This is a genomic window from Actinoallomurus spadix, from assembly GCF_024055725.1.
Lineage (GTDB): Bacteria > Actinomycetota > Actinomycetes > Streptosporangiales > Streptosporangiaceae > Actinoallomurus > Actinoallomurus spadix.
The window spans coordinates 60,379-86,424 of the sequence record NZ_JAMXMX010000009.1; the positions used below are offsets into that span (position 1 = coordinate 60,379).

The following is a 26,046-nucleotide window of genomic DNA, read 5'->3' on the forward strand; positions in this document are numbered from 1 at the left end:
CCTCCCGAGGAGGGCCGAGTTCCCCCAAACCCCCGGTCCGCCCCGGCGCCGGACGTTACGCTGCCGCGCCATGACCACCCCGCCTGGTGACGATTCCCTGCCCGAGGCCGACGCCGTCCCGCCGCCGCGAACCGAAGCCGAAAGGGTACGCGCGGCCGCCCCCGACCCCGCCTCGGCACCGGACGGCACGACGGCGCCGAGGCCGCCCCAGGCGTGGTTCACGCCGCCTCAGGTCCCGCCCACGCCCGAGCAGGCGGAGCCCGCCCCGCAGAAGAGTCTCGGCGAGTACCTCGGCGTGCTGCTGATCGGCGCGGCCTCGCTGCTGCTCCTGTCGATCTTCCTGCCGTGGACGACCTGGCGCACTCCGGACTTCGGGCGCAGCATCTTCACGGGCCTGCCGGCGACCCGGGGACAGTCGTCGTACGGCCTGGCCGAGCCGCACGGGCAGATCATCCTGCTGGCCGGGATGGTGGCACTCGGCCTCGCCCTCGCGGGCCGGGCCGTGCACGAGCGGTTCATCCCGTACGCCGCGATCCCCGGCGCCCTGGGCCTCCTGGCCGTCTTCCACCGCGGAATGACCCTCGGCGACGCGGGCGTGACCGAGTCGATCACCTGGGGATTCTGGGTCGCCGTCCTGGCCTCGGTCGCGGTGCTGGCCCTCGGCCTGGCCGCGCTCGCCCGCGGGCCGCAGCCGCCCCGCTCCTGAAGGATCAGTCGTAGAAGCCGAGGCGGCGCAGTTGCTTCGGGTCCCGCTGCCAGTCCTTCGCCACCTTGATCCGTAGGTCGAGGTAGACCTTCGTGCCGAGGAGCGCCTCGATCTGCTTGCGGGCGCGGGTGCCGACCTCCTTGAGCCGGGCTCCCTTCGGCCCGATGACGATGCCCTTCTGACTGGGGCGTTCGACATAGAGCCATGCCTGCACGTCGACCAGATCGTCGCGGTCCTCCCGCGGCCTGATCTCCTCGACCACCACGGCGATCGAGTGGGGGAGCTCCTCGCGTACGCCCTCCAGCGCGGCCTCGCGGATCAGCTCCGCCACGAGGATCTGCTCGGGCTCGTCGGTCAGCTCCCCCTCGGGGTAGAGCGGCATGCCCTCGGGCAGCCGGGCCGCGAGGAGGTCGCTGACCACCTCGAGCTGGTAGCCCGACTCGGCCGAGCACGGCACGACGTCGGCCCACTCACCGAGCGCGGAGACCTTCAGCAACTGCTCGGCGACCTGCTGCCGGTCCGCGAGGTCGGTCTTGGTCACGATCGCGACGACCGGCGTCCGCTTCACCTGGGCCAGCTCGGCGGCGATGAACCGGTCGCCCGGCCCGACCGGTTCGTTCGCGGGCACGCAGAAGCCGATGACGTCGACCTCGCTCAGTGTCGAGCGGACCAGGCTGTCCAGCCGCTCGCCGAGCAGTGTGCGGGGCTTGTGCAGCCCCGGCGTGTCGACGATGACGAGCTGGGCGTCCGGCCGGTGCACGATGCCGCGGATCGCCCGGCGCGTCGTCTGAGGCTTGCTGCTGGTGATCGCCACTTTCGTCCCGACGAGGGCGTTCATCAGCGTGGACTTGCCCACGTTGGGACGCCCGATGAAGCAGGCGAACCCGGATTTAAAGCGCGTGCCGGTCGGCATCTGGGGCGAGGTCACACCGTCGATTGTCCCGTATTCCGCGCCGGACTCCGACAAGGGCGCAGACGATCAGTCCGTCAGCACGGTCCGTACCGTGCCGTCGAGGCCCGCGACGAGCACCGGTGCCTTGGCGGCGAGGTCACGAACCGCCGCGACATCCGGGGCGTCGTCCTCGGTGACGACCGCGGCCGCCTCCAGGCTCTCCGCGCCGCTGGACACGGCCATCGCCACGGCCACCTGCAGCGCCGTCAGCCGCAGTGACGGCAGCTCCACCGTCGCCGCAGCGTACGTGCGGCCGGTCTCGTCGCGGACCGCGGCGCCCTCCGCCGACCCCGCACGGGCCCGCGTGGACCGGGCCAAGGTGATGATCTTCGCGTCTTCCGGATCGAGCTCGCTCACGCGCTTCAGCGTACTTCCCGCCCCCGGCGGGCCGCGATCAGGCGTCGGCGTTCTCGCGCTCCTCCTCGGCCACGGGCTGCTTCTCCGGGATCCGCTCGACGAGGACCGTGCCGATCCGGTTGCGGCGGCCCGCCAGGCTCTCGGCGGTCAGCCGCAGCCCCGCCACGGTCGCCTGCGACCCGGCGATCGGCACCCGGCCCAGCGCGTGCGCCAGCAGGCCGCCGACCGTCTCGACCTCGTCCACCTCGAGCTCCACGTCGAACAGCTCCGCCAGGTCCTCCACCGGAAGCCGCGCCGTCACCCGCGCGGAGCCGTCCGGCAGCTCCTCGACGCGGGGCAGCTCCTGGTCGTACTCGTCGGTTATCTCCCCGACGATCTCCTCGAGGATGTCCTCGATCGTGACCAGCCCCGCCGTCCCGCCGTACTCGTCGATGACGATGGCACAGTGGATCTGCCGGGCCTGCATCTCGCGGAGCAGCTCGTCGATGGGCTTGCTATCCGGGACGTACGTCGCCGGCCGCATGATCGACTCGACCCGCTCCACCGACTCGCCCTCGCGGAACTCGTGGCTACGGCGGACGATGTCCTTCAGGTACGCGATGCCGATCACGTCGTCCTCGTTCTCCCCGACCACCGGGATCCGGGAGAACCCGCTGCGCAGCGCGAGCGACAGCGCCTGCCGCAGTGTCTTGTCGCGCTCGATGAAGACGATGTCGGTACGCGGCACCATCACCTCACGCACGAGCGTGTCACCCAGCTCGAACACCGAGTGGATCATCTGCCGCTCGTCCGGCTCGATGAGCTGCCGCTGCTCGGCCAGGTCGACGAGGTCCCGCAGCTCGGCCTCTGAGGCGAACGGCCCCTCACGGAACCCCCGGCCGGGAGTGAGGGCGTTGCCCAGCAGGATCAGCAGCCGCGGCAGCGGCCCCAGCACCCGAGCCAGCGGATGGATCACCGCCGCGCCGACCAGCGCCACCCGGGCGACATGCTGGCGGCCGAGCGTCCGCGGCGTGACGCCGATCGCGATGTAACTGATGACGATCATCACGGCCGCGGCGGTGAGGTACGCGCGCCAGTTCGCCTCCAGCCAGGTGATGCACAGGTCCGCGACGAGCACCGTCGCGCCCAGCTCACAGCTCACCCGCAGCAACAGCAGCAGGTTGAGGTAGCGCGGCGGGTCGGCGACGACCTCGGCGAGCTGCCGGCTCCCCCGCCGCTCCTCGCGCCCCAGCTCCTCGACCCGGACCCGGGAGATCCGGGCGAGCGCCGTCTCGGCGCCCGCGAACAGACCGGCCACCGCCACGAGCACGGCGGCACCGACGATCAACCAACCCTGAACAGCGGTCATGAGGAGGGCCGGGCACGCGCCGCCCGCCATGAGGCGAGCAGCTCGGCCTGCAGGCCGAACATCTCCTTGTGCTCTTCGGGCTCGGCGTGGTCGTAGCCGAGCAGGTGCAGGATGCCGTGAGTGCACAGCAGGTGCAGCTCGTCCTCGGCGCTGTGCCCGGCCTTCTTGGCCTGCCGCACCGCGACGGTCGGGCACAGCACGACGTCACCGAGCAGCGCCGGGTCCGGCGGCGCGTCCTCGGCACCGCCGGACACGTGGCCCGGCCGCAGCTCGTCCATCGGGAAGGACAGCACGTCGGTCGGCCCGGGCTCCCCCATCCACTTCTCGTGCAGCTCGCTCATCGCGTCCTCGTCGACGAGGACGATCGACAGCTCGGCGAGCGGGTGGACCCGCAGCTTCTCCAGCACGTGCGCCGACAGCGCCGACAGCGCGGTCTCATCGACCTCCGCGCCGGACTCGTTCAGAACCTCGATGCTCATTACAGGCCTAATGTCCCCGTGGCTTACGCGGGCCACGGCCGGACGCGCCCTGCTTGATGTGGTCGGGCTGCGCGTCGTACCGGCTGTACGCGTCGACGATGGCGCTCACCAGCTTGTGGCGGACGACGTCCTTGCTGGTCAGCGTGCAGAAGCTGATGTCGTCGAGCCCTTCGAGGATGTCCTGGACGACCCGCAGGCCGCTCAGCTGCCCGGACGGCAGGTCGACCTGGGTCACGTCACCGGTGATGACGACCTTCGATCCGAACCCGAGCCGGGTCAGGAACATCTTCATCTGCTCCGGCGAGGTGTTCTGCGCCTCGTCGAGGATGATGAAGGAGTCATTGAGGGTGTTGTGCGTCAGCAGGTAGTCCTGGGTGACGTACAACGAGTCCTCGGCCGCCACCTGGATGCACACGCACTCCTCGCGGCCCGCCGGCTCGATCTCGTCGATGAAGCGCATCGGCCGCCCGCCGCCCCCGGCCGCGTGGTACTTCTCGGCCTTGCGGGCGAGGCGGAAGGGCTCGATGCCCTCGGGCAGGCGGATGTCGACGATGTGTGCGTCACTCCGGTAGCCGACGTCACGGCCTTTCGCCCGGCCGGGCCTGCGGCCCTCGGCCACGCGCCGCCGCGTGTAGGCCACCCCGCCCAGCGACCGGACGAGCGCGATGACGTCGTCGCGGAGCAGGATCGACGTCGTCGTGAACTGGATGCGGCAGGTACGGCCGGCCTGGGTGACCGGCCCGCCGTCGCTGTCCAGCAGCCCCTGCAGCAGGGCGAGCCTGACCTCGGCGCTGTTGTGGAGGTACGCCTCCGGAACGAACCTCGTCGCCGACCGGGTGCCGCAGAGCCCGAGTTCGCGTGCGGCCGCGGTCACCGGGTTCGCGATGGTGATGACCTGGCCGGGCTCGGCGACGCGGTTCAGCACGTAGTCGACACCGCCCCTGTGGCGGACCTCGACGCCGGGCAGGAGCTCCTCCAGCGCGACGGCGAGCCCGGGGTCGTTCGTGGCGAAGGACGGCGTCGTGGAACCGGTCAGGCGACCGTCACCGAGCAGCAGACCCAGGGCGTACGGGTCCAGGGGGACCTCCCGCTCCGGGTACTGCACCGGGGCGGTGAGCAGCGGCAGCTCGTAGCGCCGGGCGTGCGCCGCGCGCAGGTTGCCGATCATCTCCCGGGTCTCCAGGACCCGCCACGGCTTGCCGCGGCGCTTGTCGGACGCCGTACGGACCGTCCACAGGTGCTCGCCGCAGCACAGCGTCCAGGCACCGTCCTGGGCGGAGACGCGGTAGATGTCCTTCTCACCCTGCGGGTAGACGCCGAGGACCGGGGTCGGCTCGCCGTTCGATCCGACGACGAGGTCGCCCACCTTCAGGTCGCCGATGGGGCGCCAGCCATCAGGCGTCAAAACCGGCATAAAGGTCGGCTGCGCCCGACCGCGCATGTATGCGAGAGGAGCGACCTCGATCGTGCCGGCGGCCATGAGGCGGGGGATGGAGTCGGGGTCGACCATGTCGTGCAGCGCGTCGTACAGCGGGCGGAGGTACGGGTCGATCTTCTCGTACAGCGTGCCCGGCAGGAAGCCCAGCCGCTCGCCGGCCTCGACGGCCGGGCGGGTCAGGATGATGCGGTTGACCTGCTTGGCCTGCAGGGCCTTCACGGCCTTGGCCATGGCCAGGTAGGTCTTCCCGGTGCCCGCGGGTCCGATGCCGAACACGATCGTGTGCTTGTCGATCGCGTCGACATAGTGCTTCTGGTTGAGCGTCTTGGGGCGGATGGTGCGGCCCCGCGACGACAGGATGTCGAGGGTGAGGACCTCGGCCGGTCGCTCGGCGGTCTCGGCACGCAGCATGGCGATGCTGCGCTCGATCGCGTCGGGCGTGATGGGCGTGCCGCTCTTCAGCAGATCGAGCAGTTCCTCGAAGAGCTTGGCGGCGAGGTCGGTCTCTTCCGGTCGACCCGTGATCGTGATCTCGTTGCCCCGGACGTGGACGTCGCTGTCGAAGGCTCGCTCCACGACCTCGAGGAGTTCGTCACGGGAGCCGAGCAGGGCGACCATCGAGTGGTCGTCCGGGATCACGATCTTGATCTGCGTGGGCGCGCCGTCGGGCGCAGCCCCGGTCTGAGTTGATTCGGCCATAGCGCGGCCTTGCGGCCTTTTCGCCCCTACCTTCCGGTCACGTCGGGTCTTCGGCTGCGTATCACCCATGGTACCGGCCCGGACCACTCAATTTCCGGCCGCGCGGAGGCGGCGGCTCATCGTCGGCTCATCCCGGCGGCCAGCCCAGCCCACGGCCGCCGAGCACGTGCGCGTGCACGTGGAAGACGGTCTGGCCCGCCCCGGGGCCGGTGTTGAAGACGACGCGGTACCCGGTCTCCTCGATGCCTTCCGCGACCGCGACCTGATGCGCCTCACGGACGACCTCCGCGAGGAGATCGCCGTCCTGGGCGGCGAGCGCCGCGGCGGTCGGGTGGTGGTCCACCGGAATGACGAGCACGTGCGTCGGCGCCTGCGGGTTGATGTCCCGGAACGCGAGCGTCCGATCCGTCCGGCGAATCACGTCCGCGGGCACCTCCCCCGCCACGATCTTGCAGAACAAACAGTCCTGTTCCGTCAATGTGGTCTCCTTCACCAAGGATCTGCGCATGTTATCGCGCCACGGGGCGTCACAGCCGTCTGCGAATCGTTACGGCCGCAGGCGTGTAACTGTGGGCAAGACACTCCCTCGTCTGGTTATCGTTACCTTCACGCGAACCCCCAGCGCGGGATCCTTCGGCAAATCCGAGGCCGGGTGACGTTCGCACGAACCAGCCGGGTCAAGGCGTTCGTCTGAACAAGACGACGGCCGACGACGGCACCGACGGGCGGATAAGGCGAGACGAGGAATGCCCTTTCGTAAACCTGACCGCGAGGGCACGCGTCCTACTGATGTGACCGAGACCCTCGTGGCCAGAGCGACGACGGGCGCTGTAACCGTGGCCTGGGATGCTGACCAGGCGGTTACCGCGCTTTACAGCGCTCATTACCGTTCGCTGGTGCGCCTCAGCGCTCTCCTGGTACGCGACTCGGCGACGGCGGAGGAAGTGGTGCAGGACGCGTTCGTCGCGATGCACGGGGCCTGGCGACGACTGCGCGATCCGGAGAAGGCGCTCTCCTACCTCCGGCAGTCGGTGGTCAACCGGTCGCGATCCGTACTGCGCCACCGGGCCGTCGTCGAGAAGTACGCCCCCAAGGGCCTGCCCGACGCGCCGAGCGCAGAGAACGGCGCGATCACCGAGCTCGAGCGTTCGGCCGTGGTCAAGGCCCTGGGCGGGCTGCCGACCCGACAGCGCGAGGCACTGGTGCTGCGCTACTACGGTGATCTGTCAGAGGCGGAGATCGCCCACACGATGGGCATCAGCCGGGGAGCCGTCAAGAGCCACACCGCGCGCGGGATGGCCGCGCTACGCAGCGTTCTGGAGAAGTTTTAATGACCGAACCCTTCGACGAGTACGGCGAGCGTCTGCGCCGTGTCTTGCACGCGGAAGCGGAAGCGGTCACGCCCTCTCCAGAGGGGCTTGAGCAGATCCGCGGCAAGATAGCCGAGAAGCAGGAGCGGCGCTTCGGCGCGTGGTTCACGATCCCGTGGCTGCGCCCCCTGGCGGCGGTGGCGGCCGCGCTCGTGATCGCGGGGGTCGCGGTGTCGACGACGCCGGCGCTCAAGACCTTCGTGCAGACGGGCCGTTTCAGCCCCGAGGACGGGCAGAACCACAGCGGGTCCGTGAGCGGCGGCCAGCAGGTGTACACCGCCTCCCCCCCGGCGAATCCGCCGCGTTCGGCGGGGAGCGCGGCGCCCCACCCGTCGTCGCCCAGGACCGGCCCGTCCGGCACTCATGTCATCCCGGGTCGCAAGTGCCCGCCGGGTGAGAACCCGATCCGGCCGTCGGCCGGTTCGGCCGGTGGCTCGACGGCCACTCCGGCTCCCCGGCCGCAGGTGACGTGCGGCCCGGACACCGCGACGCCGGCGCCGCCGACGGACCCCGTGTCCTCCCCGCCCGCCACACCTCCGACGCCGCCGGCGACGAGCGAGGCACCGCCCGACGGCGTGCAGCCGTCGGCCCAGGCGTCTCCGTGACCGCCGGCCCGGTCTCGTCCGCCGCCGGTACCGGCTGACCGCCGCCCCGGCTTCGCTGACCGCCGGCCCGGTCCCGTCCGCCGCCGGTGCCCGCCGGCCGCCGGCCCGGGTCCGTCCGTCTTCGGCCCGGTCGTCTTCGTGACGGCCGGGCCGTTCGTCTCCGTACGCCGAGGGCTACCAGCGGCCCACGCGGCTGAGGAGGACGGCGGCCGCGGCCACTCCCGCGGTGGAGGTGCGCAGGACGGTGGGGCCGAGGAGCACCGTCGTGCCGCCCGCGTCCTCGAACGCGGCGACCTCGTCGTCGGTGAGCCCGCCCTCCGGACCCACGACGACGACGATGTCGCCGGTGTCCGGGACGTCGACGCGGCTGAGCGGCCGCTCGGCCTCTTCGTGCAGGACGACGGCGAGCGCGGCGCCGCGGACGCGCTCGGCGGCGGTGGCCGTGTCGGCCGGTTCGGTCACCTCGGGCAGCCAGGCGCGCCGGCTCTGCTTGGCCGCCTCGCGTGCGGTGCCGCGCCACCGGTTGAGGGCCTTGGCGCGGCGTTCGCCGCGCCACTGGGTGACGCAGCGGGCGGCCGTCCAGGGGACGATGACGTCGACGCCCACCTCGGTCATCGTCTCCACCGCCAGTTCGCCGCGGTCGCCCTTGGGCAGGGCCTGGACCACCACGATCCGGGGGTCCGGGCGGGGAACGCTCCGGCGGTCGCGGGCCTCGAGGTGGAGCCTGTCGCGCTCGGCGGCCGTGACGACGCACTCGACGAGCCGGCCCTCTCCGTCGCTCAGGTCGACCCGCTCGCCCTGCCGCAGCCGGCGTACGGCGGCCGCGTGGCGTCCCTCGGGGCCGTCGAGGACGATCCGGTCGGACTCGAGGCGGGCGGGGTCGCTGAGGAAGAGGGGCGGGCTCATGGCACGAATCGTAGGCGTACGGCGGGGCGGTACGGCCTGCGGGCCGTACCGGCGGACGCGTGAACGAGGCCCCCGCTCCCTGGTGCGGGAGCGGGGGCCTCGTTCGTCGGGCTCAGCGGCCGTTGAAGGCGTCGCGGAGGCGGGAGAAGAAGCCCTGCTGGCCTGGGGCGAACTTGCCGGGCGGGCGCTCCTCGCCGCGCAGGCTCGCGAGCTTGCGCAGCAGCTCCTCCTGCTCCTCGTCGAGCTTGGTCGGCGTCTCGATGTTCACGTGGATCATCAGGTCGCCGCGGCCGTTCTCGTTGAGGTGCTTGACGCCCCGGCCGTACATCGGGATGACCTGGCCGGACTGGGTGCCGGGCCGGATGTCGATCTCCTCCGGGCCGTCCAGGGTCTCGACGGTCAGCGACGTGCCGAGCGCGGCCGCCGTCATCGGGACCTGGACGGTGCAGTGCAGGTCGTCGCCCTCCCGCTCGAAGATCGCGTGCGGGCGTTCCACGATTTCGAGGAACAGGTCGCCGGCCGGGCCGCCGCCGGGGCCGACCTCGCCTTCTCCGGCGAGCTGGATGTGGGTGCCGTTCTCCACCCCGGCGGGGATGCGGACCTTGATCGTGCGACGGGTGCGGACCCGCCCGTCGCCGGAGCACTCCGTGCAGGGCGTGCGGATCGTGGTGCCGTAACCGCCGCACTGCGGGCAGGCGCGCGAGGTCATCACCTGGCCGAGGAACGACCGGGTGACCTGCTGGACCTCGCCGCGGCCGTGGCACATGTCGCACGTCTCGGGGTGCGTGCCGGGGGCGGTGCCGGAGCCCGAGCAGGTGTTGCAGACGACGGCCGTGTCGACCGTGAGCTCGCGTGTGGTGCCGAACGCCGTCTCGGACAGGTCGAGTTCGACGCGGACGGTGCCGTTGCGGCCGCGCCGGGCGCGGCTGCGCGGCCCGCGCTGGGTCGCGGTGCCGAAGAAGGCGTCCATGATGTCGCTGAAGGGGAACCCGGCGCCGAAGCCGCCCGCTCCCGCCCCGGCGCCGCCGGCGAACGGATCGGCGCCCAGGTCGTACATCTCGCGCTTCTTCGGGTCGGAGAGCACCTCGTACGCCTGGGTGATCTCCTTGAACTTCTCCTGGGTGGCCGGGTCCGGGTTCACGTCCGGATGCAGCTCCCGGGCGAGCCTGCGGTACGCCTTCTTGATCTCGTCAGCGCTGGCGTCACGGCGCACCCCGAGGGTCGCGTAGTAGTCGTTCGCCACTTACGACCCCGCCAGTATCTGACCGACGTAACGTGCCACTGCGCGTACTGCTCCCATCGTCCCGGGGTAGTCCATCCGCGTCGGACCGAGCACGCCGAGCCTGGCCACGGCCTGGTCGCCGGCGCCGTAGCCGGTGGCGACCACCGAGGTCGTGCGCAGGCTCTCATGCGGGTTCTCGGTGCCGATCCGCACGGTGAGGCTGGAGGGGTCCCCCACCTCGCCGAGCAGCCGCATCAGGACGACCTGTTCTTCCAGGGCCTCCAGCACGTCGCGGAGGCTCTGGGACAAGTCGGCGCGGGCGAGGTTCGCCGCGCCGCCGATGATTATCTTCTCTTCGTGCTTCTCCACGAGGCTCTCGAGGAGGACCGACAGCACCGTGGTGGCCAGGGCCCGCTCGTCGGCGGAGACCTGTTCGGGCAGGTCGGCGAGGGCGTCGGGCACGTCGGTGAGCCAGCACCCGTCCAGGCGCGCGTTGAGCAGGGCCCGCAGGTGCGCGATGGCCTCGTCGGAGACGGGCTCGTGCGTCTCGATCGCCCGCTGCTCGACCCGGCCGGTGTTGGTGATCACGACGAGCAGGAGCCGCTCGGACGCGATCGGCACCAGCTCGACGTGCCGGACCGACGACCGCGTCAGCGAAGGGTACTGCACGACCGCGACCTGCCGGGTCAGCTGCGCGAGCAGCCGGACGGTGCGGCTGACGACGTCGTCGAGGTCGTAGGCGTTGGCGAGGAACGTCTCGATCGCGCGCCGCTCGGCTCCGGACAGCGGTTTGATCGTCGACAGCCGGTCGACGAACAGCCGGTATCCCTTGTCGGTCGGCACGCGCCCCGCGCTCGTGTGGGGCTGGGCGATGTATCCCTGCTCCTCCAGCACGGCCATGTCGTTGCGGATCGTGGCCGGCGAGACGCCGAGGTTGTGCCGATCGACCAGCGCCTTCGAGCCCACCGGCTCATGGGTGGACACGTAATCTTCGACGATGGCTCGCAGCACCGCCAGCTTCCGGTCGTCGAGCACGCACTCACCTCCCGTGTCCACAGCCCTTCAATTTGGCACTCTTCTCCTCTGAGTGCCAAGTGTACGGCCCGGTGGCACGCGGAAGGAGCCGCCGGTGGATCACGTTCTCGCGTCGGACGTGGCAGAGTCACTCGTGTGACCTGGCACGAGATTGCCGAACGCTGTTTCCAGCGTCGTTATTCCGACTTCGACGTGACCGTGGGGGTCGTCATCGGGTCCGCCGGCGCCGTCGTCGTCGACACTCGCGCGAGTGTGGCACAGGGCGTGCGCCTGCGCGACGACCTTCACGCCCTCGGTGTGCACGACCCGGCGATCGTGAACACCCATGGTCACTTCGACCACTGCTTCGGCAACGCGGCGTTCACCACCGGGCCGCGCTGGGGTCACGCGTCGCTGCCCCGCTACCTGGCCGAGACGGCGCGGCCCATGCTGGCGCGCGAGTTCCCCGGCTGGGCGGAGAAGGTCGAGACCGACCTCCTGCTCGCCCCGGACCGGCTCGTCACCGGCCGCGCCGAACTCGACCTGGGCGACCGCGTCGCCGAGCTGCGGTACTTCGGCCCGGGGCACACCGACGGCGACCTGGTCGTCTGGGTGCCCGACGCGCGGTGCGCCTTCACCGGCGACCTGATCGAGCAGTCCGGCCCGCCGTCGTACGGGGCCGACTCGTTCCCGCTGGAGTGGCCGGCGACCCTGACGGCGCTGCTGGAGACCGTCGACGGCGTGCTCGTGCCCGGCCACGGCGCGCCGGTGGATCACGCGTTCGCGGCCCGGCAGCGGGCGGAGATCGACCTGGTGGCCCGCCGGGTGCGCGAGACGCACGCGGAGGGGCTGGACGTCGAGGAGGCCCTGGCGGCGGGCGGCTGGCCGTACCCCGCCGAGACGCTCCGGGAGGCGGTCCGGCGCGGCCACGACCATCTGGGCCGGCGCTCCGGCCCCGGACGGCCGCCCGGCTGACCCGCTCGTGTCCGGACCGGTACGGTGCGACGCGTGCGGAGTAGAGACTATGGACGCGATGTCCTGTCCGGTGACTGGCGGCGGCCGCGGAAGGGACAGATCCCGGAGGTCGCCGCCGAGCCGGGCCTGGTCGCCGAGGACCCCGCGAGCGGGTTCTGCGGCGCGGTCGTCGCCTGTGAGAAGGACGCCGTGACCCTCGAGGACCGCTTCGGCAAGCGCCGGGTCTTTCCGCTGGCGAAGGCCGGCTTCCTCATCGACGGCAGGCCCGTCACGCTCGTCCGTCCCGTACGGGCGGCGGGCCCGGCCCGGTCGGCGTCGGGTTCGATCGCCGTGCCGAACCTCCGGGCGCGGGTCGCCCGGGAGAGCCGGATCTACGTCGAGGGCCGCCACGACGCGGAGCTCGTCGAGAAGATCTGGGGGCACGACCTGCGGGTCGAGGGCGTCGTCGTGGAGTACCTCGAGGGCGTCGACCACCTCCCGGACATCGTCGCGGAGTTCGGCCCGGGGCCGGAACGCCGGCTGGGCGTGCTCGTCGACCATCTCGTGGCCGGATCCAAGGAGAGCCGGATCGCCGACCAGGTCTCCTCGCCGTACGTCCTGGTCACCGGGCATCCCTTCATCGACATCTGGGAGGCCGTCAAGCCCGCGACGCTCGGCATCCCCGCGTGGCCGCGGGTGCCGCGCGGGATCTCCTGGAAGGAGGGCGTGATCGCCGCGCTCGGGTGGAAGGGCGAGCCGGGCGAGGTGTGGCAGACGATCCTCGGGCGGGTCCGCGCGTACACCGACCTGGAGCCCGCGCTGCTCGGGCGGGTGGAGGAGCTCATCGACTTCGTCACCGTTCCGCAGACGGACTGAAGGTCCTGCAGAACCATCCGGCGCCGCCGCGCGTCTCATAAACTGCGCGTTCGCATCGACACGTCTCACGTTCCGCCGGAAGGGGCATCAGGGACATGACCTATGGTCGGCAACCGGTCCACGGAGGTCCGGGCTTCGGCGGACCGGGCCCGCACGCCGGTCCCGGCGCCCAGGCGTACGGTCCCGGGTACGGAGGCCATGGGCACGCCCCCTACCCGCAGCCGGGCAATCCTCAGGCCGGTCACGGCCAGGGCGGATACGGGCAGGGCGGATACGGGCAGGGCGGATACGGGCAGGGCGGATACGGGCAGGGCGGCCACCCGGGGGGATACCCTCCGCAGCCGTACGGCGCGCCGCCCGTGCAGCACCCCGCGCCCGGGTACGCCCCGCCGGCGCCCGCGAAGCGCCGCCGGGAGCCGATGGTCCCCGGCGGGCCGGTGACCGACGAGGACGAGCGGTGGGCCGTGCCCGCCTACGTCGGGATGTTCGTCGTCGGGTTCGTCGCCCCGGCCATCGTCTACCTGGCCAAGGGCCGTGCCTCGCGATTCGCGCGGTTCCACGCGGTCCAGGCGCTGAACCTGTCGATCGCGATGATCGTGTGCGACCTTCTCGCGTTCGCGGCGATGTACTTCTTCGGCATGCCCGGGCTCCTGATCGCGCTGGCGGTCGTGGCCGTCGAGTTCTTCTGCGTCGTCAAGGCCGCGATCGGCGCCAACCGCTGCGAGTGGTACCGCCTGCCGTCGGTCGCCGCCTGGCCGATCTTCCGTTAGGGGCCCGTCCTCCCGGCCCGTCTCAGGGAGTCAGGTCGCGGACGACCGCGTCGGCCAGCAGCCGCCCGCGCAGGGTGAGCACCGCCCGGCCCGCGTCGTACGCCTCCGAGACGAGGAGTCCGTCGGCGACCGCGCGGCGGACGGCGGCGTCGTCGAGCAGGTCCAGCGGGCAGCCCTCGGCGAGCCGCAGCTCCAGCATGACGCGCTCGAAGCGCCGGTCGGCGGCCTCCAGGATCTCGCGGGCGTGCGCCGGCGTGGTGCCGGACGCGAGGCGGTCGGCGTACGCGGCGGGGTGCTTGACGTTCCACCAGCGGGTGCCGCCGACGTGGCTGTGCGCGCCCGGGCCGATGCCCCACCAGTCGCCGCCGGTCCAGTACAGGAGGTTGTGGCGGCAGCGGGCGTCGTCGTCCGCCGCCCAGTTGGAGATCTCGTACCAGTGCAGGCCGGCCGCGCTCAGCGTCCGTTCCGTGGCGAGGTAACGGTCCGCCATTGCGTCGTCGTCCGGCGCGGCCACCTGCCCTCGGCGGACCTGGGCGGCCAGCCGGGTGCCCTCCTCGACGATGAGGGCGTAGGCCGAGACGTGATCGGGACCGGCCTCCAGGGCCGCGTCCAGGCTGGCCTGCCAGTCTTTGTCGCTCTCCCCCGGCGCGCCGTAGATGAGGTCGAGGTTGACGTGCTCGAAGCCGGCCTCCCGCGCCCACCGGACGCACTGCTGCGGCCTGCCGGGCGTGTGCGTACGGTCCAGGACGGCCAGCACGTGCTCGCGTGCGCTCTGCATCCCGAACGACATCCGCGTGAATCCCGCCTCGCGCAGACGCGCGAGGTAGCCGGGGTCGACGGTCTCGGGATTGGCCTCGGTCGTCACCTCGGCGGCCGCCGCCAGGCCGAACTCCTTGTCGATCGCGTCGAGGATCCGCCCGAGGTCACCGGCGGGGAGCAGGGTGGGCGTGCCCCCTCCCACGAAGACCGTCTGGACGGGCAGGTCGGCGTCGCCGAGCACGCGGCGGGCCAGCCGGATCTCCGCGATGGCCGTGTCGGCGTACGCCTCGCGGGACGCGCCGCGCAGCTCGGGCGCGGTATAGGTGTTGAAGTCGCAGTAGCCGCAGCGGGTCACGCAGAAGGGCACGTGCACGTAGAAGCCGAAGGGACGGTCACCGAGGCCGTCCAGGGCACTGGCGGGCAACGCGCCGTCGTTCGGGACCGGGTCTCCGTCGGGCAGGGTCGAGGGCACGCCTCAAGTCTGCCGTCACCGCGGGGATGCCTTCGACACCGGTCGTCAGTACGAGAACTCCGCCCACACCGTGGTCCGGTCGGTGCTCCGCGTCACGCCCCACCGGTCCGCGACGGTGTCGATGAGGACCAGTCCCCGGCCGTGCTCGGCGTCCACCTCCGGGCGCTCCGGGAGTCGTGGCTCCGGGCCGGTGGCGCCGTCGTTGACGACCTCGGCGCGGACGGCGTTGTCGGCGGTGGCGAGCCTGATGGTGATCTGGCCGCCCGAGCCGCTCGGCGTGTGCTTGACCGCGTTGGTGGCGAGTTCGCTGACGCTGAGCCGTACCGCGTCCGCCGCGGGGTGCCCCCGGCCGAGCGTGTCCCGGACGAAGCGGCGCCCGTCGGCCACCGAGCGCTCCGTGCCCGGGAGGGTGATCGCCCCGACGACGTTCATCTCGGGCGTCTCACTGCGGTCCTGCCCCTGCGGGGTGCCGCCGCTCGCCTCCGGCCCTGCCATGGCCGCCGTGTCCACTGATCCTCCCTAGGTCATCACGGACACGACCCATTCCCCTTATCGGGTGGTGCAACCAGGATCGACATAAGCCGGGAATTCCGGACAGCGACTCCGGGCCGTCCGGAATGCCCGTCACCACGGCCGCCGCGGTCTCCGGCCGGCCACCCCGTGAGTTCGCTCACGTACGGCCGCGCGCCCGCCTGGGCGACCGGCTGGTCCCGCTCGGCCCCGCGAGCCGGCCCGGATCTGACGGGTCAGCGCAGGCCGAGCCCCGCGGCGAGCTCCCGCCACTCCGCGCGGGGCAGCCCGCCCCGGTCCCCGGTGAGGACCTGGAGGGCGGCGTGGTCCGCGCCCGCGTCTTGATGGGCGGTGACGCGCCGCCGTACCGCCTCGACGTCGCCCCACGCGACGACCGCGTCGACGAGCCGGTCACTGCCGCCGTCGGCGAAGTCGTCCTCGGTGAAGCCGAACCGCAGCAGGTTGTTGGTGTAGTTGGGCAGCCCCATGTAGAAGCCCAGATGCGCGCGGGCGGTGGCGCGGGCCCGTTCCGGATCGGTGTCGAGCACCACCTTGACCTCCGGGGCGAGGAGACGATCCGGGCCGAGGGCCTCCCGGGCCCGTGCCGTGTGTTCCGGGGTCACGAGGTACGGATGGGCGCCCGCCGTACGATCGCGGGCCAGCTCCAGCATGCGCGGGCCGAGCGCGGCCAGCACCCGCTCCGAGGACGGCACGCCGGCGGCGTCGAGGCCGTCGAGGTACCGCACCATGGCGGAGTACGGCTTGTCGTACGCCTTGACCGCGGCGGCGTGACTCGCGCCCAGGCCGAGCAGGAACCGGCCCGGGTGCTCGGCGGACACGCTCTTGTGCCGGTCCGCGACGTCGGCCGCGTCATGCTCCCAGATGTTGAGGATCCCGGTCGCCACGACGATGCGGGAGGTCACCTCCAGCAGGGGCACGGCGTGCCGCACGCCGGGACTGCCGCCCAGCCAGATCGCGCCGTACCCGAGCTCCTCCAGCTCGGCCGCCGCCTCGCGGAGCTCCTCCGCGGCGCCCGGCTCGTCGCTCCGGAGCCCGATGCTCCAGATCCCCACCCGGCCGACGTCCACCATCGTTCCCTCCAGAATCTCGGCTGAACTTCAGGTCCAGCCTGCCCCAGAGGAGACGGATCGAGTCGCCTACTTCTTCTTTTCCGCGGCCGCGCCGGTCGACAGTGCCGCGACGAAGGCCTCCTGCGGGACGTCGACCCGGCCGATCGTCTTCATCCGCTTCTTGCCCTCCTTCTGCTTCTCCAGCAGCTTGCGCTTACGGGAGATGTCGCCGCCGTAGCACTTGGCCAGGACGTCCTTGCGGATGGCGCGGATGTTCTCCCGGGCGATGACGCGCGCGCCGATCGCCGCCTGGATCGGCACCTCGAACTGCTGGCGCGGGATGAGCTCCTTGAGCTTGGCCGTCATCATCAGGCCGTACTCGCGGGCCTTGTCCTTGTGCACGATCTGGCTGAAGGCGTCCACCGACTCACCCTGCAGCAGGATGTCGACCTTGACCAGGTCCGACTCCTGCTCCCCGCTCGGCTCGTAGTCGAGCGAGGCGTACCCGCGGGTCCGCGACTTCAGCTGGTCGAAGAAGTCGAAGATGATCTCCGCGAGCGGCAGCGTGTAGCGGATCTCGACGCGGTCCTCCGACAGGTAGTCCATGCCGAGCAGGACGCCGCGCCTGCCCTGGCACAGCTCCATGATCGCGCCGATGTGGTCGCTCGGCGACAGGATCGTCGCCTTGACGATCGGCTCGTACACCTCGCCGATCTTGCCTTCGGGGAACTCGCTCGGGTTGGTGACCCGGTGCTCGTCGCCGTTCTCCATGACCACGCGGTAGACGACGTTCGGCGCGGTGGAGATGAGCGACAGGTCGAACTCCCGCTCCAGCCGCTCGCGCACGATCTCCATGTGGAGCAGGCCGAGGAAGCCGCAGCGGAACCCGAAGCCCAGCGCCAGCGACGTCTCCGGCTCGTAGATCAGCGCGGCGTCGTTCAGGCGCAGCTTGTCGAGGGCGTCGCGCAGCTCGGGGTAGTCGTCGCCGTCCACCGGATACAGGCCGGAGAACACCATCGGCTTCGGATCCTGGTAGCCGCCGAGCGGCTCCGCCGCCGGCTGGGACGCGATCGTCACGGTGTCGCCCACGCGTGCCTGGCGAACGTCCTTCACTCCGGTGATGAGGTAGCCGACCTCGCCGACGCCGAGGCCGGTGACCGGCTTGGGCTCCGGCGAGATCACGCCCACCTCGAGGGTGTCGTGCGCCGCCTTCGTCGACATCATCAGGCTCTTCTCGCGCCGCGACAGGTGCCCGTCGATCACCCGGACGTAGGTGACGACGCCGCGGTAGGTGTCGTACACCGAGTCGAAGATCATCGCACGGGCCGGGCCGTCCGGGTCGCCCACGGGCGCCGGGACGGTCGCGACGATGTTGTCGAGCAGCTCGGCGACGCCCTCCCCGGTCTTGCCCGACACGCGCAGCACCTCGGAGGGGTCACAGCCGATGATGCCGGCCAGCTCCGCGGCGTACTTGTCCGGCTGCGCGGCGGGCAGGTCGATCTTGTTGAGCACCGGGATGATGTGCAGGTCCGCCTCGAGCGCGAGGTAGAGGTTGGCCAGCGTCTGCGCCTCGATGCCCTGCGCGGCGTCGACGAGCAGCACGGCCCCCTCGCACGCGGCCAGCGACCGTGACACCTCGTAGGAGAAGTCGACGTGCCCAGGCGTGTCGATCAGGTTGAGGACGTGGTCCTTCCACGGCAGGCGCACGGCCTGGCTCTTGATGGTGATGCCGCGCTCGCGCTCGATGTCCATCCGGTCGAGATACTGGGCGCGCATCTGACGCTCCTCGACCACGCCGGTGAGCTGCAGCATGCGGTCGGCGAGGGTCGACTTGCCGTGGTCGATATGCGCGATGATGCAGAAGTTGCGGATCACCGCGGGATCGGTCTGGTTCGGTACGGGCGGCACCGGGTTCCTCAAGGAGTGACGGATCTAGCGTCTTCCATGGTCCCATGTCTCATGCCATGCTCTCGCCGCGCGGCCCGTCCGCTCGGCACCGGTGGCCGCCGGGCCGTCGTGTTGGGGCCTCTGGGAAAGCTTGGTAAGCTGTTCCACTGCGTGTGGGCGCGACAGGTCCCGCGCCCCCATCCCATCGACTTAAGACCTGAGGCTTCTTTCGTGGCGAACATCAAGTCCCAGATCAAGCGGAACAAGCAGAACGAGAAGGCTCGCCTGCGCAACAAGGCGGTCAAGTCGGAGCTGAAGACCGCGATCCGCAAGTTCCGTGAGGCCGCCGAGGCCGGCGACGTCGAGGCCACCCTCGCCGAGCTGCGTCACGCTACGCGCAAGCTCGACAAGGCCGTGAGCAAGGGCGTCATCCACAAGAACCAGGCGGCCAACCGCAAGTCGGCGATCGCCAAGCGCGCCGCCGCGCTGCAGGCCAAGTAAGGCCGACCGACGCGTCAGCGACGCCGTGCCCGCATGTCCGGGCGCGGCGTCGTGGTGCTTGCCCCGCTTGAGGCACAGGGAGTCTTCGGTGGCCGTGCTACAGCCCCGCGACTACGATCGATTCTTCGTGGCCGGCACCGTCTTTCACGACGGCGGGCGCCACTGCACGATTCAGCTGGACCGTGGCCGGTTGTCACTGTCCAGTGGTCGTGTCGCGGCGTCCGAGCCGGGATTCCCCATTGAGGCGTTCACCCAGACGGTGTCGCCGGGTCGGTACCCGGTCGTGCTCGCCGTCGTGGAGTTCCGGGACACCGCCGACGGCGACGTCGTCGACGAGCGTGTCGCCGCCGCGCGGGTGGTTATCCGCGATGAGCCGGTCGCCTCCTGGGAACTGGCCCTCTGGCCCGGTCGGGACGCCACCGATCTCGTCGGCGAGGACCGCTACTACGGGTACCCGGTGGACGGCGGCCTGGCGTCCTTCGCGGACGCCGACGCCGTGCAGGCACTCCAGGAGGAACCCGACTTCGAGTGGTGGGAAGAGCTCCGCCTGGACGTGTCGGACCGCCCCACCTCGCCCACCGAGGCCGAGGGTCCCGACGGTGAGCCGGTCCTGGTCGCGTTCACCAGTGGCTTCGGCGACGGCATCTACCCGACCTGGGTCGGCCGTACGCCCGATGGCGAGGTGGCGTGCTTCGTCACCGACTTCTTCGTCGTGCCCGAAGAAGAAGTCGGTTGAGGATCCACCCCGGTGCGGTGGCCCACGGGATCAAGTGGTCCCGTCGATGAGCGCCTCCGCGTCCGCCCAGGTCGCGGCGTGCCGCACCCAGCCTGGCGGTTCGGCCGGCTGCGGGCCGAACAGGATGAGGTGGGGCACGAGGCCGCGCAGCGCCGCGTGCACCGCCAGCCGGTCGTCGATCATGTGCGTGATGCCGAGCTCGGCGCAGTGCCCGGCCTTGTCCGCGCGCCGGCGGCAGAAGCGCACATTCCCGGGCGGGATTCCGGTGCGCCGGTAGAAGTCGTGGTGATCGAGCCACTGCAGCGTCCGCTGCCGGACCTGCTCACCACACTTCGAGATCACCCATGCCCGTCCGCCGAAGCGGGCGACGAGCCGGGGTAGCGCCTCGAAGGTCCCCGGCGTGGCCGGCGTCCGCATCGCCTGCTCCGTCCCTCCGCCGAGGAAGGTCGTGTCCTCCTCCCCCGCCTCCATCACGCCTCCCTGGATCACCCGGCCGAAGTCGACACCGAGGCGCGGTTCCCCGAGAGCGTTCATGAAGCAAGCGTGAGGCATCGACGAAGGGGATCAAACCGATTTACCGCCTCGCCGGAAGGACCGGCCGCGGGCAGCGTCAGCGGCGGTACGCGCGAATCAGCGACCGGCGCACGCAAGTCAGCGGCCGGCGCGGGCAGGTCAGCGGCCGGCGCGGGCGGCGACGATCTGGGCGATCGCCTTCTCCAGCGCGTACGCCGGATCGGCACCACCGCCCTTGACCTGGGCGTCGGTCTCGGCCACGCCCTGCAGCGCCCGCGCGACCCCCGCCGGCTCCCATCCGCGCAGCTGCGCGCGGACCCGGTCGATCTTCCAGGGCGGCATGCCGAGCTCCTTGGCCAGCCCGGCGCCCCGCAGCCCTCGCGGCGCGCCACCGACCTTGGCGAGCGACCGTACGCCCTGCGCCAGCGCGCTGGTGATGAGGACCGGCGCGACGCCCGTCGCCAGCGCCCAGCGCAGCTGTTCCAGCGCCTCCGCGAGCCTGCCCTCCACCGCCCGGTCGGCGACGGTGAACCCACTGACCTCCGCGCGGCCCCGGTGATACCGCGCGACCGCCTCGTCGGAGATCTTCCCGCCGGTGTCGGCGACGAGCTGACTGCACGCGCTGGCCAGCTCCCGCAGATCGGTGCCGACGGCGTCGAGGAGAGTACGCGCCGCGTCCTCCCCGATGCTCCCGCCCGCCCGGCGCACCTCCGCGCGGACGAACGCGACGCGATCACCCGGCCGTGTGATCTTCTGGCAGGTGACCTTGCGGGCGCCCGCCTTGGTCAGCGCGTCGAGCAGCGCCTTGCCCTTGGCGCCGCCCGCGTGCACGACGACGAAGTCGATGTCGTCGGCCGGGTTCGCGGCGTACCGGCCGATCTCGGCGGCCAGGTCCTTGCCACAGTCCTGGGCCGAACGCAGGACGACCACGCGCCCGCCGCCGAACAGCGACGGTGAGGTCAGCTCCGCGAGGGCGGCCGGCGCGAGCGAGGCGGGGGTCAGCTCATGGACCTCGACCTCGTCCTCACGGGCGCGGGCCGCGGCGACGACGTCGCCGATCGCCCGGTCGACGAGCAACTCCTCGTCGCCGACGACGAGAGTGAGACGTTCGGAAGACACGCATGCAGCATGCCACGCTCCAGCGCCCGGCTCGGCCGGAAGCCCGTGTCAGAACCGGCCTGGGCGAAAGGCCACCGCGCGCATGTCACCGAGGTCGTCGTTCTTGGGGTCCTTCGGCAGCCCCAGCAGGCGCGCGATGGTCGACCAGGCCAGCGGATGCGCCTCCTTGTAGGCGACCAGCACGGCGCGGCGCTCCTCGTCCGGCAGGAACCGATGCTCCGGCTCCAGGAGCCGAAGATGCCCGATCCGGACCTCCAGCGCCCGCCCCGCCCGGAGGTTCTTCACCCAGTCGGCACGGTTACCCCACCCCGAGAACACGATGACCTCGCCGGCCTCGTGGTCGAGCCGTACCACCTCCAGGACGGTCTCGCGGCGCAGGCCACTGAGTCGTCCCTGATGGGCCAGGTAGAGGAAGCGTTTGCCGAGGAGGAAGCCGAGGTCCCGGTGATAGATCCAAAGGGGGGCGCGGACCACACGGCGCAGGAACCCGTGCGGTCGGGGGGCACTGGAGATTCCTCGGGGCATTGTCCAATGATGCCGGTGAACAGCGGATCCCCGCACCTCGAGCGGCCTCGCCGACGGAGATCGACCCGCCGCCCTGTGATCCGGACCGCACCGGGAATCCCCGCTTTCCGCTTCAGGTTGTTCGAAGGTGCCCGAACTTCGTGAACTGCCGCTCTCCGTGCTCGACCTCGTCCCCGTGAGCTCGGATACGACGCCCGGGGCCGCGCTGCGCGCCAGCATCGACCTGGCCCGGGCCGTCGAACGCCTGGGATACCACCGGCTGTGGGTCGCCGAGCACCACAACATGCCCGGTATCGCCAGCTCCTCACCCCCCGTGCTGATCGCGCATCTGGCGGAGGCGACGTCGACCCTGCGGGTCGGCTCGGGCGGAGTGATGCTGCCCAACCACGCGCCGCTGGTCGTCGCCGAGCAGTTCGGCATGCTGGAGGCCCTGCACCCCGGGCGGATCGACCTCGGCATCGGCCGGGCGCCCGGAACCGACCAGGCCACCGCGTACGCGCTGCGGCGGAGCGCCGACCTGAACGTCGAGGACTTCCCGCGCCACCTCGCCGAACTGCGGGCGTTCCTCGGCGGTTCGTCGCTCGGGATCCGGGCGGTCCCGGCGGCCGAGAACCCTCCGGAGGTCTGGCTGCTGGGTTCCAGCGGCTACAGCGCGCAGCTCGCGGGGGCGCTGGGTTTGCCGTTCGCGTTCGCGCACCACTTCAGCGCGCGGTTCACCGAGCCCGCCCTGGAGCTGTACCGGTCGACGTTCCAGCCGTCGGAGGTGCTGTCCCGGCCGCATGCCATGGTCACCGCGGCCGTCGTCTGCGCCGACACGGACGAGGAGGCGGAACGGCTGGCCGCGCCCATGGGCCTTTCCATGCTGCGGCTACGGTCCGGGAAGCCCGGGCTGCTTCCGACGCCGGAAGAGGCGGAGGCGTATCCGTACACGCCTCAGGAGCGGGAGGCCATCGGCACGATCACCGAGTCGCACGTCGTGGGCGGCCCGGAGACCGTACGCAAGGGGCTGCTCGACCTGATCGACCGCACGCAACCCGACGAGCTGATGATTTCGACGAACGTCGGTGATCCCGCCGCCCGCCTGCGCTCGTACGAGCTGGTCAAGGAGGTCCTCCGCGCGTAACGCCGCTGAGCGTCCCATACCGGTCGCCCGGCTGTTTCAAGGGCGGCCGGCCCGCTCTCGTGGACATCGATGGCCTCTCAAAGTACCTTTGGCTTCAAAATCTTTGAGAACAAAGAGAACTTGGGGTCGACCATGCCGCATCTGACCGTCCATCTTCCGGAGAACAGGCTGACGGGCCGGGAATCGGAGCTCATCTCTGCCCTGACCGCGGCGATCGTGGACGTCTACGGCGAATGGGCCCGCAAACACGTGCTCATCCGCCTGGCAGGGGCTCCCACAGGCCGCCTTGCGCGGGGCGGCGAGGCCGTGGACACCACTGCCCTGCTGAGCCTGGGCGTTCGCGCCAGCGTCTTCGATCGCCCCGACGCCCCTGAGATCACGGCCCGTCTCGGCGCCGCCCTCACCGATGCGATCACCCGCATCCTCGGTACGGATTTTCGCGCCGGCACCATGGTCGAACTCGTGGCGTCCCCTCAGGAACGCACCTTCGTCGGCGGCGCCCTCGCCGTGTGACGGCGCGTCTTCGCGGGTGCGGCCGGAGCGATGGCCGGCTGCGGGCTCCGGGCTCCGGGCTCCGGGGAGCGTCGTGCACCCGTACGAGTGGGCTGCGGTCGGCCCTGCTGCTGGGCCCCGGGCCGGTCAGCGAGGGCCCGCGCGCCGGGTGACCACGGCGGGGCCGTCGCCGGAGCGGATGACGGCGATGTCTCCGTCGTGGTCGGTCCGGTAGCCGCGCAGGCGCAGCCGCGCGAGCAGGGCCATCGTCGACGGGGCCGGGTGCCCGTAGTCGTTGTCCGCGCCGACCGAGGTCACCGCGATCCGCGCGTGGACGGCGGCCAGGAAGTCCGGGTCCTGGTGCGCCGAGCCGTGGTGCGGGACCTTGAGGACGTCGGCGTGTGGCGGTCCGGCGGCCAGCAGCAGCCGCTGGGCCTCCGTCTCGACGTCTCCGCCGAGGAGTGCCGTCAGCCCCGGCCACTGCGCGAACAGCACCACGCTGGCGTTGTTCACCTCGGTGCCTGGGTCGCGGGTCGACACGGGCAGGGTGCCGAGCGGGCCGAGCACGCGCAGGGTCAGCGGCCCCGCGGACCAGACGTCACCGACGCCCGCGGCGAGGACGTGCCGCCCCGTGAGCAGGCGCCGCTCCTCCCCTTCGCTGTCTGGACTGATCAGGACGGTCCCGACGGCGCGCCCCCGCAGGACGCCGGGCACCCCGCCGACGTGGTCGGCGTGCGGGTGGGTCAGCACGAGCAGCGGCACGGACCGGACCCGGAGCGCGCGCAGGCAGCGGTCGATGAAGCGGGGGTCGGGGCCGGCGTCGACGACCACGGCACTGCCGGGCCCGGCGGCGAGGACGAGCCCGTCGCCCTGGCCGACGTCGCAGGCCACGAACCGCCAGCCGCGCGGCGGCCACCCCGGGGCGCAGGCGTGCCCGCCGATCGCCACCAGGGCCGTACCGGTGACGGCGGCCGCGGCGACGCGGCGCGCCCCCGGCCGGCGCAGCACCAGCACGCCGGCGACGAACACGGCCGTCAGCAGTGCCGCCCCGGCGGCGCCCGCCGGCCAGCCGACCGCCGCGTACGGCACGCGGGCGCCCAGCCGGGCCACTCCGGCGATCCACCCGACGGCCAGCCCGGCCGGTACGACGATCAGCCGGGCGAGCGGCAGGGAGATCGGCGCGACGGCCGCGGCCAGCACCCCGAGGAGCGTCGCGGGCCCCACCGCGGGGGCGGCGAGAAGGTTCGCGGGCACGGCGACGAGGCTCACCTCGCCGTCGAGCAGGACGAGGAGTGGAGCGCACGCGACGTGGGCCGCCGCCGCCACCGCGAGCGGCTCGGCGAGCGCGCCGGCCAGCCGGCGGAGCGGCCGTCCCGGTGTCCGCTGCGGCAGGCAGCGGGTCAGGCCCCGTCGCCAGGGCGGTCCGAGCACGAGGATGCCGGCGGTCGCCAGCGCCGACAGCGCGAAGCCGTACGACCGGGCGAGCGCCGGGTCCAGGAGGACCAGCACGAGGACCGCCGCGCACAGCGCGGGCATCCCGCGGCGCTCCCGGCCCGTGACGACCGCGAGCAGCGCGACGGAACCCATGACGGCGGCGCGCAGGACACTCGGCGACGGACGCGCCACCAGCACGAAGCCGAAGACCGTCAGCCCGGCGAGCACGGGCACCGCGCGGCGGCCGAGGCCGGTGAAGCGGCCGGCCATCAGCACCGCGCCGATCAACAGGGAGAGGTTCTCGCCGCTCACCGCCATCAGGTGCGTGAGCCCCGCCGCGTCGAACGCGTCGGCGAGCTCCGGGTCGAGCAGCGACGTGTCGCCGTCCACCAGCCCGGGCAGGACGCCGCGCTGGTCGGCCGGCAGGCCGGACGCCGCCGCCCGCAGGCGGGACCGGATGACGCCCGCCCACCGCTGCGGGGCCGGCGGCCGGCCCACGAGCGCGGGCGGCCCCCGCACCAGGCCGACCGCCGCGAGCAGCTCACCGTGGCGTGGCGGGGCGAGCCGCGCGGTGAGGCGAACGCGCTGGCCCGGGAGCAGTGGTCGCCACGCGGGGTCGTCCGCGAGCAGGAGCACCGGCACGCGCACCCGCCGCCGCCCCGTCCCGGGCGCGGAGTCCACCTCTTCCACCCGCGCCGGGACGAGGACGGTGTCGCGCCGGCGCGCCGGCCCGGCCTTCAGCACGACCGGGTCTCCGGCGACCACCGCGCCGAGCCCTGCCGTGACGCCCCGGACCGCGAGCGCTCGCACCGGCCCGGACCCGGCCGCCGTGAGCCGGAACCCGACACCGGCGGCCGAGGCCGCGACGCACACCAGCGCGCCCGCGGCCACGCGCGACGGCACCGGCAGCCGCTCCCGTGCCGCGCCGGCCGCCAGGAGCACCGCCCCGGTCGCCGACACGACGGCGGTCACGTAGGCGGCCTCCGGCCCCAGACCGAGGAGCACCAGCGCGGACAGCCAAGCGCCCACCGCCGGTGGCCCCAGCCGCAGGTCGTACCCGCCGCCCGGAGGCCCATCGACGGGACCGTCACCGGGCGCTTCGTCCGTCGTGCCGCCGTCCACGCTCACTCGGTCACCCGGCGCCTCATCCGTCATGCCGGCGTCCGCGCTCACCCGGTCAGCCGGCGCCTCATCCGCCGTGCTCGCGTC

The 26,046-nt window shown here is 72.1% G+C and carries 26 protein-coding genes and 3 pseudogenes; 10 read left to right on the plus strand and 19 right to left on the minus strand.

The features are described 5' to 3' along the window. The first annotated feature begins 70 nt into the window (after window positions 1-70). Window positions 71-706, plus strand: a complete 636-nt coding sequence (locus NE235_RS15395) for a hypothetical protein (protein ID WP_252803279.1) — start codon at window positions 71-73, stop codon at window positions 704-706. Window positions 707-710: 4 nt separating this feature from the next. Here the strand turns inward: NE235_RS15395 and era are convergent, their stop codons facing one another. From era to NE235_RS15435, 8 genes and pseudogenes are all read right to left on the minus strand, one after another. Continuing rightward, window positions 711-1,619: a GTPase Era gene (era, locus tag NE235_RS15400; protein WP_252803737.1), complete on the minus strand. Its 909-nt coding sequence runs from the start codon at window positions 1,617-1,619 to the stop codon at window positions 711-713. Between the two features lie 66 nt (window positions 1,620-1,685). After that, window positions 1,686-2,015 carry a cytidine deaminase gene (locus NE235_RS15405; RefSeq protein WP_252803280.1) on the minus strand — a complete coding sequence of 110 codons (330 nt, stop codon included), beginning with the start codon at window positions 2,013-2,015 and terminating at the stop codon, window positions 1,686-1,688. Between the two features lie 37 nt (window positions 2,016-2,052). Then, the gene (locus tag NE235_RS15410) at window positions 2,053-3,363 is read right to left on the minus strand and encodes a hemolysin family protein (protein ID WP_252803281.1); all 1,311 of its coding nucleotides are present in this window, start codon (window positions 3,361-3,363) and stop codon (window positions 2,053-2,055) included. Beyond that, on the minus strand, window positions 3,360-3,842 hold the full coding sequence (ybeY, locus tag NE235_RS15415) for an rRNA maturation RNase YbeY (protein ID WP_252803291.1): 483 nt from the start codon (window positions 3,840-3,842) through the stop codon (window positions 3,360-3,362). Before ybeY ends, NE235_RS15410 begins: the two co-directional genes overlap by 4 nt. A 7-nt stretch (window positions 3,843-3,849) precedes the next feature. Further along, a pseudogene (locus NE235_RS15420) lies at window positions 3,850-4,191 on the minus strand (PhoH family protein); the annotation flags it as partial. A gap of 264 nt (window positions 4,192-4,455) precedes the next feature. After that, window positions 4,456-5,283, minus strand: a pseudogene (locus NE235_RS37390) (LAGLIDADG family homing endonuclease); the annotation flags it as partial. Then, window positions 5,272-5,979: pseudogene (locus tag NE235_RS38180) on the minus strand (PhoH family protein); the annotation flags it as partial. The pseudogenes NE235_RS37390 and NE235_RS38180, both read right to left, overlap by 12 nt. A 127-nt stretch (window positions 5,980-6,106) precedes the next feature. Continuing rightward, a complete protein-coding gene (locus NE235_RS15435; RefSeq protein WP_252803293.1) occupies window positions 6,107-6,457 on the minus strand; it encodes a histidine triad nucleotide-binding protein in 351 nt (116 codons plus the stop codon). A gap of 313 nt (window positions 6,458-6,770) precedes the next feature. On the opposite strand from NE235_RS15435, the gene NE235_RS15440 reads away from it, so the two are divergent. Both NE235_RS15440 and NE235_RS15445 read left to right on the plus strand, forming a co-directional pair. Further along, on the plus strand, window positions 6,771-7,310 hold the full coding sequence (locus NE235_RS15440; protein WP_252803295.1) for a SigE family RNA polymerase sigma factor: 540 nt from the start codon (window positions 6,771-6,773) through the stop codon (window positions 7,308-7,310). Further along, entirely contained in the window at window positions 7,310-7,954 is a 645-nt protein-coding gene (locus NE235_RS15445; RefSeq protein WP_252803297.1) for a hypothetical protein, read from the plus strand. Before NE235_RS15440 ends, NE235_RS15445 begins: the two co-directional genes overlap by 1 nt. Before the next feature lie 174 nt (window positions 7,955-8,128). Here the strand turns inward: NE235_RS15445 and NE235_RS15450 are convergent, their stop codons facing one another. From NE235_RS15450 to hrcA, 3 genes are all read right to left on the minus strand, one after another. Next, a complete protein-coding gene (locus NE235_RS15450) occupies window positions 8,129-8,860 on the minus strand; it encodes a 16S rRNA (uracil(1498)-N(3))-methyltransferase (RefSeq protein WP_252803299.1) in 732 nt (243 codons plus the stop codon). A gap of 112 nt (window positions 8,861-8,972) precedes the next feature. After that, a complete protein-coding gene (dnaJ, locus tag NE235_RS15455) occupies window positions 8,973-10,103 on the minus strand; it encodes a molecular chaperone DnaJ (protein WP_252803301.1) in 1,131 nt (376 codons plus the stop codon). Then, window positions 10,104-11,117: a heat-inducible transcriptional repressor HrcA gene (gene hrcA / locus NE235_RS15460; protein ID WP_252803303.1), complete on the minus strand. Its 1,014-nt coding sequence runs from the start codon at window positions 11,115-11,117 to the stop codon at window positions 10,104-10,106. Between the two features lie 135 nt (window positions 11,118-11,252). Between hrcA and NE235_RS15465 the strand changes: the two genes are divergently transcribed. The 3 genes from NE235_RS15465 to NE235_RS15475 all read left to right on the plus strand — a co-directional run bounded on the left by NE235_RS15465 (window position 11,253) and on the right by NE235_RS15475 (window position 13,696). Then, window positions 11,253-12,071, plus strand: coding sequence for an MBL fold metallo-hydrolase (locus tag NE235_RS15465; protein WP_252803305.1), 819 nt, complete (start codon window positions 11,253-11,255; stop codon window positions 12,069-12,071). Between the two features lie 33 nt (window positions 12,072-12,104). Next, window positions 12,105-12,926 (plus strand): DUF3097 domain-containing protein, encoded by an 822-nt coding sequence (locus NE235_RS15470; protein ID WP_252803307.1) that lies wholly within the window; start codon window positions 12,105-12,107, stop codon window positions 12,924-12,926. Window positions 12,927-13,021: 95 nt separating this feature from the next. Beyond that, window positions 13,022-13,696 carry a DUF4870 domain-containing protein gene (locus tag NE235_RS15475; protein WP_252803310.1) on the plus strand — a complete coding sequence of 225 codons (675 nt, stop codon included), beginning with the start codon at window positions 13,022-13,024 and terminating at the stop codon, window positions 13,694-13,696. Window positions 13,697-13,718: 22 nt separating this feature from the next. Here NE235_RS15475 and hemW read toward each other — a convergent pair whose 3' ends face one another. The 4 genes from hemW to lepA form a co-directional block, all read right to left on the minus strand. Next, window positions 13,719-14,927: a radical SAM family heme chaperone HemW gene (hemW, locus tag NE235_RS15480; protein WP_252803312.1), complete on the minus strand. Its 1,209-nt coding sequence runs from the start codon at window positions 14,925-14,927 to the stop codon at window positions 13,719-13,721. Window positions 14,928-14,972: 45 nt separating this feature from the next. Next, complete coding sequence (locus tag NE235_RS15485; RefSeq protein ID WP_252803314.1) at window positions 14,973-15,437, minus strand: ATP-binding protein; 465 nt, start codon at window positions 15,435-15,437, stop codon at window positions 14,973-14,975. A gap of 236 nt (window positions 15,438-15,673) precedes the next feature. After that, window positions 15,674-16,528: an LLM class F420-dependent oxidoreductase gene (locus NE235_RS15490; protein WP_252803316.1), complete on the minus strand. Its 855-nt coding sequence runs from the start codon at window positions 16,526-16,528 to the stop codon at window positions 15,674-15,676. 66 nt (window positions 16,529-16,594) lie between these two features. Beyond that, window positions 16,595-18,415 carry a translation elongation factor 4 gene (lepA, locus tag NE235_RS15495; RefSeq protein WP_252803318.1) on the minus strand — a complete coding sequence of 607 codons (1,821 nt, stop codon included), beginning with the start codon at window positions 18,413-18,415 and terminating at the stop codon, window positions 16,595-16,597. Window positions 18,416-18,625: 210 nt separating this feature from the next. On the opposite strand from lepA, the gene rpsT reads away from it, so the two are divergent. Continuing rightward, a complete protein-coding gene (gene rpsT, locus NE235_RS15500; RefSeq protein ID WP_252803320.1) occupies window positions 18,626-18,895 on the plus strand; it encodes a 30S ribosomal protein S20 in 270 nt (89 codons plus the stop codon). A gap of 88 nt (window positions 18,896-18,983) precedes the next feature. Next, window positions 18,984-19,631 carry a DUF4241 domain-containing protein gene (locus tag NE235_RS15505; RefSeq protein ID WP_252803322.1) on the plus strand — a complete coding sequence of 216 codons (648 nt, stop codon included), beginning with the start codon at window positions 18,984-18,986 and terminating at the stop codon, window positions 19,629-19,631. Window positions 19,632-19,661: 30 nt separating this feature from the next. On the opposite strand, the gene NE235_RS15510 is transcribed toward NE235_RS15505, so the two are convergent. The 3 genes from NE235_RS15510 to NE235_RS15520 form a co-directional block, all read right to left on the minus strand. Continuing rightward, window positions 19,662-20,165: a hypothetical protein gene (locus NE235_RS15510; RefSeq protein WP_252803324.1), complete on the minus strand. Its 504-nt coding sequence runs from the start codon at window positions 20,163-20,165 to the stop codon at window positions 19,662-19,664. Between the two features lie 138 nt (window positions 20,166-20,303). After that, complete coding sequence (gene holA / locus NE235_RS15515; RefSeq protein WP_252803326.1) at window positions 20,304-21,263, minus strand: DNA polymerase III subunit delta; 960 nt, start codon at window positions 21,261-21,263, stop codon at window positions 20,304-20,306. A 48-nt stretch (window positions 21,264-21,311) separates the two neighbouring features. Further along, window positions 21,312-21,788 (minus strand): nitroreductase family deazaflavin-dependent oxidoreductase, encoded by a 477-nt coding sequence (locus tag NE235_RS15520; RefSeq protein WP_252803328.1) that lies wholly within the window; start codon window positions 21,786-21,788, stop codon window positions 21,312-21,314. 127 nt (window positions 21,789-21,915) lie between these two features. On the opposite strand from NE235_RS15520, the gene NE235_RS15525 reads away from it, so the two are divergent. After that, window positions 21,916-22,911: an LLM class flavin-dependent oxidoreductase gene (locus tag NE235_RS15525; protein ID WP_252803330.1), complete on the plus strand. Its 996-nt coding sequence runs from the start codon at window positions 21,916-21,918 to the stop codon at window positions 22,909-22,911. A gap of 69 nt (window positions 22,912-22,980) precedes the next feature. Then, window positions 22,981-23,424: a tautomerase family protein gene (locus tag NE235_RS15530; RefSeq protein WP_252803332.1), complete on the plus strand. Its 444-nt coding sequence runs from the start codon at window positions 22,981-22,983 to the stop codon at window positions 23,422-23,424. A 126-nt stretch (window positions 23,425-23,550) separates the two neighbouring features. On the opposite strand, the gene NE235_RS15535 is transcribed toward NE235_RS15530, so the two are convergent. Beyond that, complete coding sequence (locus tag NE235_RS15535; protein ID WP_252803334.1) at window positions 23,551-25,992, minus strand: ComEC/Rec2 family competence protein; 2,442 nt, start codon at window positions 25,990-25,992, stop codon at window positions 23,551-23,553. Window positions 25,993-26,046: the final 54 nt, after the last annotated feature.